The following is a 10,927-nucleotide window of genomic DNA, read 5'->3' on the forward strand; positions in this document are numbered from 1 at the left end:
CTCCAGGACTGCCTGCCAGCCCTGTCCGTTTCGTTCAGACGACCGGCGTGGTCCGCTCCACGATCGACGGCAGGTCCGTCCCCACCGGCAGCGTCCCGAGGGTGCCGTTGTAGTCGCCGCCGAGCCGGGTGGCGCAGAAGGCGTCGGAGATCGCGGGGGGAGCGAACCGCACCAGCAGCGAGGCCTGCAGGCACGCCGCCATCTGTCCGGCGAGCCGACGGGCGGAGACCTCGAGGGTGGTGGTGTCCGCCAGCATCGAGAGCACGCCCTCGATCGCGCGGTCGAGACGCGGGTCCTCACCCTGGGCCAGGCCGACCTCGGTGAGCCAGGCCTCCAGCACCTCCGGCTCGCGGCCGAGCGCGCGCAGTACGTCGAGGGCGTTGACGTTGCCGGATCCCTCCCAGATCGAGTTCAGCGGCGACTCCCGGAACAGCAGGGGCATGCCGGACTCCTCGACGTACCCGTTGCCGCCCAGGCACTCCAGCGCCTCGGCCACCATCATCGGGGTGCGCTTGCAGACCCAGAACTTCGCCAGCGGCAACGCGATCCGGCGCAGCGCCGCCTCGTGCGGGTCCGACCGGTTGTCCACGGCCGAGGCCAGCCGCATCGCCAGCGCCGTGGCCGCCTCGGACTCCACGGCCAGGTCGGCGATCACGTTCTGCATGAGCGGCTTGTCGGCCAGCACCCCCCCGAACGCCGAGCGGTGCGCCACGTGCCACGACGCCTCCGCCAGCGCGGACCGCATCAGCGACGAGGAGCCCAGCACGCAGTCGAGTCGGGTCGCCGCGACCATCTCGATGATCGTGCGTACGCCGCGACCCTCGTCGCCGAGCCGCTGCGCCCAGGTGCCGTGGAACTCCAGCTCGGAGGAGGCGTTGGAGCGGTTGCCCAGCTTGTCCTTCAGTCGTACGACGTCGAGCCGGTTGCGCTCGCCGGACGGCAGCACCCTCGGCACCAGGAAGCAGGAGAGACCGCCGGGTGCCTGCGCGAGCACCAGGAACACGTCGTTCATCGGCGCCGAGGTGAACCACTTGTGGCCGTGCAGGGTGTACTCGCCGTCCACCGACGTGGGCCGCGCCTCGGTCTCGTTGGCGCGTACGTCGGACCCGCCCTGCTTCTCGGTCATGCCCATGCCGGCGAGGGCACCCGTCTTCTGCGAGAGCGGTCGCAGCCCGGGGTCGTAGGACCGAGCCGCCAGCTTCGGCGTCCACTCCTTCGCGATCGCGTCGTCGACCCGGAGGGCGGGGATCGCGGCGTACGTCATCGAGATGGGGCAACCGTGGCCGGGCTCGGTCTGCCACGCGAAGAACCCGGCCGCCCGGCGTACGTGCGCGTGCGGGTCGTCGGACTCCCACGGCGCCGCCTGCAGCCCGTGACCCACCGCGCGCTCCAGCAACCAGTGCCACGAGGGATGGAACCGCACCTCGTCGATGCGGTTGCCGTAGCGGTCGAACGGGGTCAGCTCCGGGTGGTACTCGTTGGCGAGCATGCCCTGCTCACGTGCCTCGGCCGAGCCTGCCTCGTCGCCCAGCGCCAGCAGTGACGACAGGGTGCCGGCCGACCCGTGCCGCTCGATCGCCTCGACCAGTGCGGCGTCCGAGGTGACGGTGTTGTGCCCAACGAGCGGGGGAGCCTGGTTGCGGGCTACCCGGTTGTCGATCGTCATGGCCTTACCGTAGTTCTCATGGCAGCCGGAAGCAGTTCGCGGCCCGGGGCGCGGACGCTTTCGTGGGAGGTGGTTCGCGACAACCTGTGGCGACTGATCGTGTCCACCGTCGGCACCTGCATGCGCAACCGGGTCACCGGGCTCGCGGCCGAGGCGGCCTTCTTCGCGGTGCTCTCGTTGCCGCCGCTGATCTTCGCCCTGGCCGGCTCGATCGGCTACATCTTCGCCCAGTTCAGCGACACCCAGGTCGGCGAGGTGCGCAACACCGTCCTCGACATCGCCGGACAGGCACTGACCCCCCAGACCGTCAACAGCATCATCAAGCCCACCCTCAACCAGGTGCTCAACGGTGGCGGCCGCTACGACGTCGTCTCGATCGGCTTCATCCTGGCGCTGTGGTCCGGCTCGCGAGCCCTGAACGTCTTCGTCGACACCATCACGATCATGTACGGCCTTGGTGGGCACCGCGGGATCATCCAGACCCGGGCCCTGTCCTTCCTCCTCTACGTGCTCGGCATGATCACCGGAGTCGTCAGCATCCCGTTGGTGGTCGCCGGCCCGACCCTGATCAGGAAGTGGATCCCGGAGCGCTTCGAGGTCCTCAACCAGCTCTACTGGCCGACGGTGCTGCTGCTCGGCATCCTCTTCCTCGCCACGCTCTACCACGTCTCGGTACCGGTCCGGACACGCTGGCGCTACAACCTGCCCGGCGCGGTGTTCACCATGTTCTGCTGGGTGTTCGGCTCGGCGCTGCTCCGTCTGGTCCTCGTCGGTACGGCGAAGGGTTCGACCTCCATCTACGGGCCCCTCGCAGCGCCGATCGCCGTGCTGCTCTGGCTCTACCTGCTCTCCATCGCCGTGCTCATCGGTGCTGCCCTCAACGCCGCCTTCGACCAGCTCTGGCCGCAGAAGGAGCTCACCTCGGCCCGTCTCGAGCGGCTCAGGCGGCTCAAGCTGGAGAACGTGCTGCCCTGGCGCTCGTCGCTGGAGCGCGCCGCCTCGGCAGCCCCGGAGGAGGGACGCTCCGCCGAGTCCAGTGATCCGCGGAGCGATCCGGGCAGTGATCCGGCCGGCGACTCGCCGCCGGGTGACGCGAAGGGGAAGCAACCGGGAGCCTGAGCCGCGTGACCACCAGCGATATTGCGGTGCGAGGCAGCAGGGCGCGACGTACATTCCTGTCATGGAGGCCGTTCCTTGACCGCGGTACCCGCTCCTCGGGGCGAGGAAGCCGTCGGCTGCGTGCTTGCTCGTGACATCGGGGTCCTCGTCGTCCTGACGGACGTCGGGCCGGTGCGTGCGTCGTACGGCGCCCGCATGCTGGCCGAGATCGCCCGCGACCGCTCGCGGGTCCCGGAGCCGGGGGAGTGGGTCGTCCTCCGGCGCTGGTACGACGGTCCGGTGACCGTCGACTCCGTGCTCACCAGGCGACCGTCGCGGATCGCTCCCGTGGTGCCCCTGCGCCGTCCGCGCACCTGAGGGTCGCTGCCCGGACCGGCCGAACCCGCGTGCCATGCTTCACCCGTGGGAAACGTGACCCTGCCGACCCCCGTCTTCCTGGCCGGTGGCGCCCTCTGCCTCGTCGCCGGATACCTCGCCGGCACCGTCACCGGACCCGGGACCCCGCAACGCACCACGGCCGAGGTGGTCAGCTTCGACAGCGGCACCGAGAAGCTCTGCCTGAAGGGGGACGCCATCAAGGACCAGGAGGGCGTCGACTCGTCGGGCCAGCTCTGCGGCACGCTGCGGCGCGCCCCCAGCTCTCAGGTCCCCCGCAAGGGCGACGACTTCCGTTTCGTGTCCGTGGAGACCTCGGGCGAGGACAACGGCAAGCCCAAGCAGCAGGTCGTCATCTACGGCGCCGTGGTCGACTGAGTTCCCGTGGCAGACGACCAGACCGAGCCGGGGTACTCCGGCCTGCTGAAGCTCCCGGCGCCCACCCGGTCTCCGTGGTGGCGGCTGGCGATCCGTCTGCTGATGGCCATCGGCATCCTGGTCTTCACCGTGCTGCTGGTGTACGTCGACCGCGACGGCTACACCGACCAGACCGACCCGACCCACGAGGTCAGCCTGGTCGACTCGATCTACTACACGACGGTCACCCTGAGCACCACCGGCTACGGCGACATCGCCCCGATCTCGGACGGCGCCCGTCTGGTCAACGCGTTCATCATCACGCCGTTGCGCATCGCGTTCCTGGTGCTGTTGATCGGTACGACGCTCGAAGTGCTCGCCTCGCAGGGGCGAGAGCTGTTCCGCGCGGCCCGCTGGAGGAAGAACATGGACAAGCACGTCGTCGTCATCGGCTACGGCACGAAAGGCCGCAGCGCCGTCGACACCCTCGTGAGCAACGGGCTCTCCCGCGACTCCGTGGTCGTCGTCGACCCCGGGACGGTCGCCCAGGAGGAGGCCCACGCCGACGGACTGGCCGTGGTCACCGGCGACGCGACGCGCCGGGAGGTGCTCCGTCGCGCCGGCGTCGATCGGGCCCAGCAGGTCATCATCACGACTGCCCGCGACGACACGACGGTGCTGGCGACGCTGACCGTACGCCAGCTGAACCCGGACACCTACATCGTCGCGGCCGTGCGCGAGCAGGACAACGTGCCGCTCGTGCGCCAGAGTGGCGCCGACTCGGTGATCACCTCCTCCGACGCCGTCGGTCGACTGCTCGGGCTCGCGTCGTTCTCACCCAACCTCGGCTCGGTGATGGAGGACCTGCTCACCCACGGCGAGGGGCTCGAGGTCGCCGAGCGCGACCTGATGGTGAGCGAGGTGGGCAAGGCACCGCAGTCGCTGCCCGACCAGGTGATCGCGGTGGTCCGCGACGAGAAGGTCTACCGCTACTTCGACCCGACGGTCACGTTGCTGGCCCGGGGCGACCAGCTGATCGTCGTACGCCCGGCCAAGGAGCTGCCGTGGGCGCCCCGACCCGGGACCCACAACGAGGACGCGAGCGACGACGAGCCGTGACCTGTTGTGCACGCACTCGTAGGCTGACGGCGTGAAGAGCACCGTCAAGCGGTACCTGGTCGGAGCACTGGGGTTCCTCGTGGTCGCCGTGGGCATCGTCCTGATGCCGTTGCCCGGTCCCGGGGTGCTCATCGTCCTCGCCGGCGTGGTGATACTCGCGACCCAGTTCGAATGGGCCGAGCGCCGGGTCGACCAGGTGAAGGACGCCGCGCTCCGGGGAGCGGCCGACAGTGTCAAGAGCTGGCCGCGCATCGTGATGTCGGTGATCGGAGTGATCTGGCTGATCGGCTTCGGCATCCTGTGGGGCCTCCACCCGGCGTCGCCCTCCTGGTGGCCGATCGACGACAAGTGGTGGCTCTACGGCGGCTGGGGCCCCGGCGCGACGCTCATCCTCTCGGGCGTGGCGGCGGCTGCGGTGCTGGTCTACAGCTACCGGAACTTCCGGGAGATCAAGCAGGAGCAGGCGCAGGCGCACAACGCTGCCGTCGACTGACGGGGCGAGCAGTACCCACAGTGGTGGCCGCCAACACCCGGTCAACGCGACCGGCCGCGTGAGGTGACGCAATCCACCCACTTGGTCTAGTTCACCCGGGCCGTCCGCACGCCGAATACTTTGCCCCGACTGGTCCTGTGACTGACGATGGTCGCGCAACCATCAGCAGAGAGGGGCTGCCAGTGCGCACGATGTACGTCGCCGTGGTCGAGGTCGCCACCCGCAACGAGATCGATCTCGACGAGGCGAAGCGGCAGCTGGCCGACTACCGTCCCATCATCGGTACCTCGCCACGAGGCTGGGCCGAGGTCCAGATGAGCTTCATGGCGACCGGTCTGGCGCATGCCTGCACCAAGGCGGCAGCCCTAGCCCGCGCTGCCACCGGTGCCGAGTCGATCGCCTGCCAGGTGATGACCGAGCACGAGTACATCGCTCGTCAGGGTCTCGAACCAGGACTGGTGGGCGGAGGACGACACACCGCCAGCCACGAGCAGTGGTCGCTGCCGCGTCAGCCGACGGCGCGCGAAGCCACCTAGGCGAGGTCAGCCGCAGGCGCGCTCGTCGTACCGGTGCTCTTCGTGCGTCTGCGCGGGCACGCGCGCACGATCGAGCAGTGCGAGCTCTTCACCCACCCGGTCGCCCCAGCGCTCACCGGTCCAGTAGCGGTGCAGGTTCGGCCGCTCGGTGTCCCGATACCAGCCGGCAGGCTGCGCTCGCATGTCTCGCATTCGTCCCCCAACGAAGATCTGTTGTCCCCCAGCAAACGACGTCCGAAGAGGGATGTCACGAACCATTGATGTGACATGCGCGGTTCGTCCGGATTAATCCACTTATGGCGTTCAGCATCCGGACGAGATCGTCGTCGGCATCCGGGACGGACACCTGCGTGCGCTCCTGGCGCCGGGCTGTCGGGGAGTGCCGGGAGGTTTCACGACACGGGCTTGTGGGGTACACGGTCAGCACATCGAAGTTCTGGGAGGGACAAAGAAATGGCATTCATCCTGTGGTTGATCGCCGTCGTGCTGGTCATCGGCGGCATCGTGACGCTCGTGCGCGGCCAGATCCTGTTCGGCATCCTGCTGATCGTCGTCGGCCTGCTCGTGGGTCCCGGCGGCGTGAGCATCTTCACCTGAGGATCGGCGTCCCGATGGGCGACCCGCCCAGGTCGCTCATCGGGACAAACCGCCCAAATGTGGACATGATGCTGCATGCTTGACGCATGGACGGGGGATCGGCCGCAGGGCATCTGACGGCGCCTGCAGCTGCGCCGTCCGTACGCCGTGAACCCGGTCCCCGCCGAGGTCCCGCCTTCAGGCGATCGCTCGCTCGTCGCGAGCTGCTCGCCGTCGCAGTGGCGTGCACATGGGCCTTCGATCTCGCCCTGCGCTACGACTGGGTCGACTCGGTACTGGACTGGGCCCGGCGCCACGAGACCTCGGGCCTCGGGGTGCTGCCCGCTCTGTTCCTCACCGGCGTCGTCGGCGTCTGCCTGATCGCCTGGCGGAGCCATCTGGACGGGCTGGGAGAGTCGCGGGCGCAGGATCGCGCGACGCAGCCTCTGGCCGCCACCCGCGAGGAGTGCCCGTCGCCCGTCGAGGGCCACCCGAGGGTGACCGCCTCGGGCGTGGTGACGGACAGCGCGCGGGTGGCGTTCGACGTACGTCTCCTGGCCGGCGGCGTCGCGGCGCTGGTGCGACCCGCGGCCGAGCGCAAGGGGTTGTTCTTCAAGTGCAGCGTGGGACCGGGAGTTCCCGACCTGGTGCACGGTGACCCGGCCAAGATCGCCACGGTGCTCACCTACCTGCTCGACGAGGCGATTTCCTCCACCCAGTCGGGCTGGGTGCGTCTGTGCGTCACCAGTGCTCACCACTTCGGCGAACACGTCGGCATCCGCTTCGAAGTGCACGACTCCGGTGTCGGCGTACTCGAGGACCAGGAGCGGCGCCGCTGCCTCGCAGTCGACGAGGTGCCGAAGACGGTTGTGGGTGACCACCGCGGGGGATCCGGGCTCGGCCTGGTCGTCTCCCAGGGGCTGGTGACCTCCATGGGCGGGGTGATCGGGCTGAGCAGCGTCCCCGGCCTGGGCAGCGCCTTCAGCTTCACGCTGCGGTTCGCGCTCCCCGTGGAGGGCGACGCGTCGTCCAGCGCCGGCGCCTAGCAAACGCCCCGTCGATTCCGGCGCACTTCGCAAATAGCGCTTTTAGTGGTCTAGAGCACAAAAGGTAAGACTTGTGATTACCTGTCCCGGTAAGTCCGGATTTGCCACACTTTGAGTAGCGCAAGCCCGGGCATCCCGCCCCGACCCCCGAGGACACGAACCATGTTGGACATCTTCCGCAGCTTTTCTCGCAGCCGCCGGAACACCGAGGACGGTGCCTCCGCCGTGGAGTACGGACTGCTCGTCGCCGGCATCGCCGCCCTCATCGTCGCGATCGTCTTCCTCTTCGGCGGCGTGATCAAGAACAGCTTCTCCAAGACCTGTGGCGCCATCTCCAGCAAGGGGTCGGCGTCGGCGACCTGCTGAGGCAGCGCCACCAGGAAGCACGGATCACGGCTCTAGGGGTAGAAGCCCGATGGATCCTGCACCAACGAAAGAGGCCCTCCACGAGGGCCTCTTTTCGTTTGCCCGGACGACCTAGCACGTGGTCATCTTCGTAAGCTCACACTAGCTGATCGGGTGCCACGGATTGCCGAGACCGTCTTCAGTGGACGCTGGACTAGGACACGAGAGCGCTTCATTCGGCCTTTCATCGAAATTGGCTTACGTTCCCGCAGTCATAGGGGGAACTCGGATGAAGAAGACACTTGCTGGCGCGTTCACGTCTCTTGTCTTGGCAGGGGGTGGACTCTCAGTAGTTGCGGCTCCTGCTGAGGCGGTGACCGGCGTGAGCATTTCGGCGCCTAACGTCAGTGTGCGGCTGAACGCTTGTGGCCATTCCCGCGTCACTATCACGGGGGACTGGGGCACCGACCCGTACAACTCGATCGAGGCTGACGTGACGGGGCCCCAGGGCGATTGGGTAGACGGGGATTACTGGTTCGACGAGACAACGGGATCTCTCGCACTGGATGTTGAGCTGTGTGGTTCTTACAACACCCCTGGCCGGTACACCGTCACCGTCCACACCGAGGGATACGACGAAAACTACGACAACGAAACGGTGGCCGACGCCACCAAGATGTTCACCTTCACCAAGGTCGACCCCCGGGCAAGAACGGCCATCACCAAGAACGCCAAGCGCACTCACGGTAAGTACAAGTGGAGGGTCGCAGGGCACCTCTTCCGCGCGGGACGCGGATACGTGAATCGACGAGTCGTGATTCAGGCGGTCATCGTGGGGGAGTGGACGGACATCGCCGCTCAACGAACCAAGCGCAAGGGACTGTTCGGCTGGAAGTTCAAGCCGAATGGCATCAGGTGGAGATACGCGTTCTACGGCAACGCCACCTCAAAGCCGTCTGTATCCACCCCCTTCAGGACTCCCCGGAAGGGTGGCAGCGGCGGACGTGAAGCCCAGGTGGACCCGAGGTCCTTTATTTCTTAGTTCGCGCTGAGACCACCGGACTCGTCGTCGACCCGATGTTCGGCTCCTCGGCAACCCGGGCTCCGTTTGGATCTCGGCGGGCCCTTGCGGATCATCGTCGGCACGTGCGAGACGATTCCCGCACGGCGTATAGAAAGAGGCCCTCGAAAGGGCCTCTGACCTGCTGTTTCTCTGGTGGGCGATACTGGGTTTGAACCAGTGACCTCTTCCGTGTCAAGGAAGCGCGCTACCGCTGCGCCAATCGCCCCAGGGTGATGCTCTATGTAGTTAGAGGTGGGTACGGGATTCGAACCCGTGTTGACGGATTTGCAGTCCGTTGCCTCGCCTCTCGGCCAACCCACCGCGGAGGCTTCGGCTTCTCTCCGAGCGGACGACGAGGCTCGAACTCGCGACCTCAACCTTGGCAAGGTTGCGCTCTACCAACTGAGCTACGTCCGCTTGCGACCGCCGGTTCCCCTGCGGTGCGAAGGAAACCATAGCCGAAGTGCTGACCGGCACAAACTCGGGGCAACCGCCGCGCGGCGGACATCCAAGACGTCCCCGTCGAGCGGGTTAGTGTCGAGCGCATGCACGCCTGGGTCAACGGCCAGCTGCTCACCGATCCGCAGTCGCCGGCCATCGTCGTCAGCGACCACGGACTCACCGTCGGGGACGGGGTGTTCGAGGCGGTCAAGGTCATCGACGGGCGGCCGTTCGCGCTGACCCGCCATCTCGAGCGGCTCGGTCGTTCGGCGGCGGCGCTGGGGTTGCCGGCGCCGGACGTCGAGGGGCTGCGGGAAGCCGTCTCCGACGTACTCGCCCAGGAACACCTGGCCCTCGGCCGGATCCGGATCACCTACACCGGTGGCCCCGCACCCCTCGGGTCGGGACGCGGTGACGCCATGCCGACGACGGTCGTGGTCGCGGCCCCGATGAACGCCGCGCCCAGGACCAGCGCCGTGGTGACGGTGCCCTGGCCGCGCAACGAGCGGGGCGCCCTCGCGGGCGTGAAGTCGACGTCGTACGCCGAGAACGTCGTCGCCCTGGCCGAGGCCGCCAAGCAGGACGCGTCCGAGGCGATCTTCGCCAACCTGGCCGGCCACCTGTGCGAGGGGACCGGCTCCAACGTCGGCTATGTCGTCGGGGGAGAGGTGCGGACCCCGACCTTGGCGTCCGGATGCCTGGCCGGCGTGACGCGGGCCGTGCTGCTGGAGTGGTACGACGTGCGTGAGGTCGACGAGCCGATCGAGGTGCTCGACTCGGCCGAGGAGATCTTCCTGCTCTCCACCACCCGTGACGTGCAGGCGGTACATCGCTGGAACGACCGCGACCTGGAGGCTCCTGGTCCGGTCACCCGTCAGCTCATGGAGCTGTGGGCGGCCAGGGAGGTCGAGGACATCGACCCCTGAGGGTCAGCCGGCTCGAGGAGCGCTCAGGCGCTGAGGATCTGGGCGAGCTCGTCGTCGAAGTCGACGTAGGAGCTCTCCTGGCCGTCCGGAACCGAGTCCAGCATCGACCGTACGAAGGTGGTGACGCTGCGGGAGCTCGCCTGGACGAGCAGCTCGCCGTCGGGGGAGCACAGCTCGATGATCACGACGGCGCTGCCGTCGGAGCTCAGGCACGGCCACACGTGGACGTCGCCGTCACCGGTGGGCTCGAAGAGACCTTCGACGAGCAGTTCCCGGCCGAACGTCCAGAGGACTTCCTGTACGCCGGTGCGGAACACCATGGTCACGGCGTACGGGTCGGCCGGGTCGAAGACCAAGTCGGCGTCGATCGAGGTGGCCTCGCCCTGCGGGTCCACGAACTCGAGTTCAACACTCTCGGTGACGACCTGTGCGGTCTTCGTCTGCTTCATCGTTACTCCCCTTGTTCCCGGTCAGGATCTCCCTCCAGAGACCCCTTCGCGCCCTCCACGCGATAGGGAGATGATGCTCACGGTTTCCAGCGGGCGACAGGCCTTCTTCCGATATGTCCGATTAATCCCCTGAGTGGTCTATGTTTCTCACGCCACTGGTCTATTTCAAGGGTCTATTGGTCTAGTCAGGTTCGCGCCGTTATGTGTGTCCCGACGCTGCGCACGGTATAGCGCCCAGAGCCCTTCGCCCGGCCCGGGCAGACAGGTGTCGATTCGGAGGCGACCGGCTCCTGCGCTATGGTTTCCCGCGCATCGACCGGGGCGATTGGCGCAGTGGTAGCGCGCTTCGTTCACACCGAAGAGGTCACTGGTTCGAACCCAGTATCGCCCACCAGTTTCGAGGCGCCGGCCCGGCG

14 protein-coding genes and 4 tRNA genes are annotated in these 10,927 nt (G+C 67.7%); 12 read left to right on the forward strand and 6 right to left on the reverse strand.

Annotated features, from left to right (window positions below):
• Positions 1–34: 34 nt before the first annotated feature.
• Complete coding sequence (locus tag H976_RS0119245; RefSeq protein WP_027862872.1) at positions 35–1,666, reverse strand: acyl-CoA dehydrogenase family protein; 1,632 nt, start codon at positions 1,664–1,666, stop codon at positions 35–37.
• An 18-nt stretch (positions 1,667–1,684) separates the two neighbouring features.
• Between H976_RS0119245 and H976_RS27365 the strand changes: the two genes are divergently transcribed.
• From H976_RS27365 to H976_RS0119275, 6 genes are all read left to right on the forward strand, one after another.
• Positions 1,685–2,785, forward strand: a complete 1,101-nt coding sequence (locus H976_RS27365) for a YihY/virulence factor BrkB family protein (protein WP_231388995.1) — start codon at positions 1,685–1,687, stop codon at positions 2,783–2,785.
• A gap of 75 nt (positions 2,786–2,860) precedes the next feature.
• Positions 2,861–3,142: a hypothetical protein gene (locus H976_RS0119255; protein ID WP_155918530.1), complete on the forward strand. Its 282-nt coding sequence runs from the start codon at positions 2,861–2,863 to the stop codon at positions 3,140–3,142.
• Between the two features lie 45 nt (positions 3,143–3,187).
• Complete coding sequence (locus H976_RS0119260) at positions 3,188–3,538, forward strand: hypothetical protein (RefSeq protein WP_027862874.1); 351 nt, start codon at positions 3,188–3,190, stop codon at positions 3,536–3,538.
• A gap of 6 nt (positions 3,539–3,544) precedes the next feature.
• Entirely contained in the window at positions 3,545–4,636 is a 1,092-nt protein-coding gene (locus H976_RS0119265; RefSeq protein WP_027862875.1) for a TrkA family potassium uptake protein, read from the forward strand.
• 31 nt (positions 4,637–4,667) lie between these two features.
• Complete coding sequence (locus H976_RS0119270; RefSeq protein WP_027862876.1) at positions 4,668–5,129, forward strand: PGPGW domain-containing protein; 462 nt, start codon at positions 4,668–4,670, stop codon at positions 5,127–5,129.
• Between the two features lie 182 nt (positions 5,130–5,311).
• Positions 5,312–5,665 (forward strand): hypothetical protein, encoded by a 354-nt coding sequence (locus H976_RS0119275; protein ID WP_027862877.1) that lies wholly within the window; start codon positions 5,312–5,314, stop codon positions 5,663–5,665.
• A 6-nt stretch (positions 5,666–5,671) separates the two neighbouring features.
• Here H976_RS0119275 and H976_RS29685 read toward each other — a convergent pair whose 3' ends face one another.
• Complete coding sequence (locus tag H976_RS29685; protein ID WP_196804144.1) at positions 5,672–5,848, reverse strand: DUF2510 domain-containing protein; 177 nt, start codon at positions 5,846–5,848, stop codon at positions 5,672–5,674.
• 270 nt (positions 5,849–6,118) lie between these two features.
• Between H976_RS29685 and H976_RS30465 the strand changes: the two genes are divergently transcribed.
• The 4 genes from H976_RS30465 to H976_RS0119300 all read left to right on the forward strand — a co-directional run bounded on the left by H976_RS30465 (position 6,119) and on the right by H976_RS0119300 (position 8,674).
• Positions 6,119–6,262, forward strand: a complete 144-nt coding sequence (locus H976_RS30465; protein ID WP_196804145.1) for a GPGG-motif small membrane protein — start codon at positions 6,119–6,121, stop codon at positions 6,260–6,262.
• Positions 6,263–6,348: 86 nt separating this feature from the next.
• Positions 6,349–7,287, forward strand: a complete 939-nt coding sequence (locus H976_RS0119290; protein ID WP_081683044.1) for an ATP-binding protein — start codon at positions 6,349–6,351, stop codon at positions 7,285–7,287.
• Between the two features lie 162 nt (positions 7,288–7,449).
• Positions 7,450–7,653: a Flp family type IVb pilin gene (locus H976_RS0119295; RefSeq protein WP_027862879.1), complete on the forward strand. Its 204-nt coding sequence runs from the start codon at positions 7,450–7,452 to the stop codon at positions 7,651–7,653.
• 268 nt (positions 7,654–7,921) lie between these two features.
• Positions 7,922–8,674 carry a hypothetical protein gene (locus H976_RS0119300; RefSeq protein ID WP_155918533.1) on the forward strand — a complete coding sequence of 251 codons (753 nt, stop codon included), beginning with the start codon at positions 7,922–7,924 and terminating at the stop codon, positions 8,672–8,674.
• A gap of 172 nt (positions 8,675–8,846) precedes the next feature.
• On the opposite strand, the gene H976_RS0119305 is transcribed toward H976_RS0119300, so the two are convergent.
• The 3 genes from H976_RS0119305 to H976_RS0119315 all read right to left on the reverse strand — a co-directional run bounded on the left by H976_RS0119305 (position 8,847) and on the right by H976_RS0119315 (position 9,112).
• Positions 8,847–8,921 (reverse strand) — tRNA-Val (locus H976_RS0119305).
• A 24-nt stretch (positions 8,922–8,945) separates the two neighbouring features.
• Positions 8,946–9,016: transfer RNA gene (locus H976_RS0119310), tRNA-Cys, on the reverse strand.
• Between the two features lie 23 nt (positions 9,017–9,039).
• A tRNA-Gly gene (locus H976_RS0119315) sits at positions 9,040–9,112 on the reverse strand.
• Between the two features lie 128 nt (positions 9,113–9,240).
• On the opposite strand from H976_RS0119315, the gene H976_RS0119320 reads away from it, so the two are divergent.
• Positions 9,241–10,062, forward strand: coding sequence for an aminotransferase class IV (locus H976_RS0119320; protein ID WP_027862881.1), 822 nt, complete (start codon positions 9,241–9,243; stop codon positions 10,060–10,062).
• Positions 10,063–10,085: 23 nt separating this feature from the next.
• Here H976_RS0119320 and H976_RS27370 read toward each other — a convergent pair whose 3' ends face one another.
• On the reverse strand, positions 10,086–10,511 hold the full coding sequence (locus H976_RS27370) for an SsgA family sporulation/cell division regulator (RefSeq protein ID WP_051277089.1): 426 nt from the start codon (positions 10,509–10,511) through the stop codon (positions 10,086–10,088).
• 319 nt (positions 10,512–10,830) lie between these two features.
• Between H976_RS27370 and H976_RS0119330 the strand changes: the two genes are divergently transcribed.
• A tRNA-Val gene (locus tag H976_RS0119330) sits at positions 10,831–10,905 on the forward strand.
• The last annotated feature ends 22 nt before the right edge of the window (positions 10,906–10,927 follow it).

The sequence above is a fragment of the Marmoricola sp. URHB0036 genome, assembly GCF_000426045.1.
Classification (GTDB): Bacteria; Actinomycetota; Actinomycetes; order Propionibacteriales; family Nocardioidaceae; genus Marmoricola.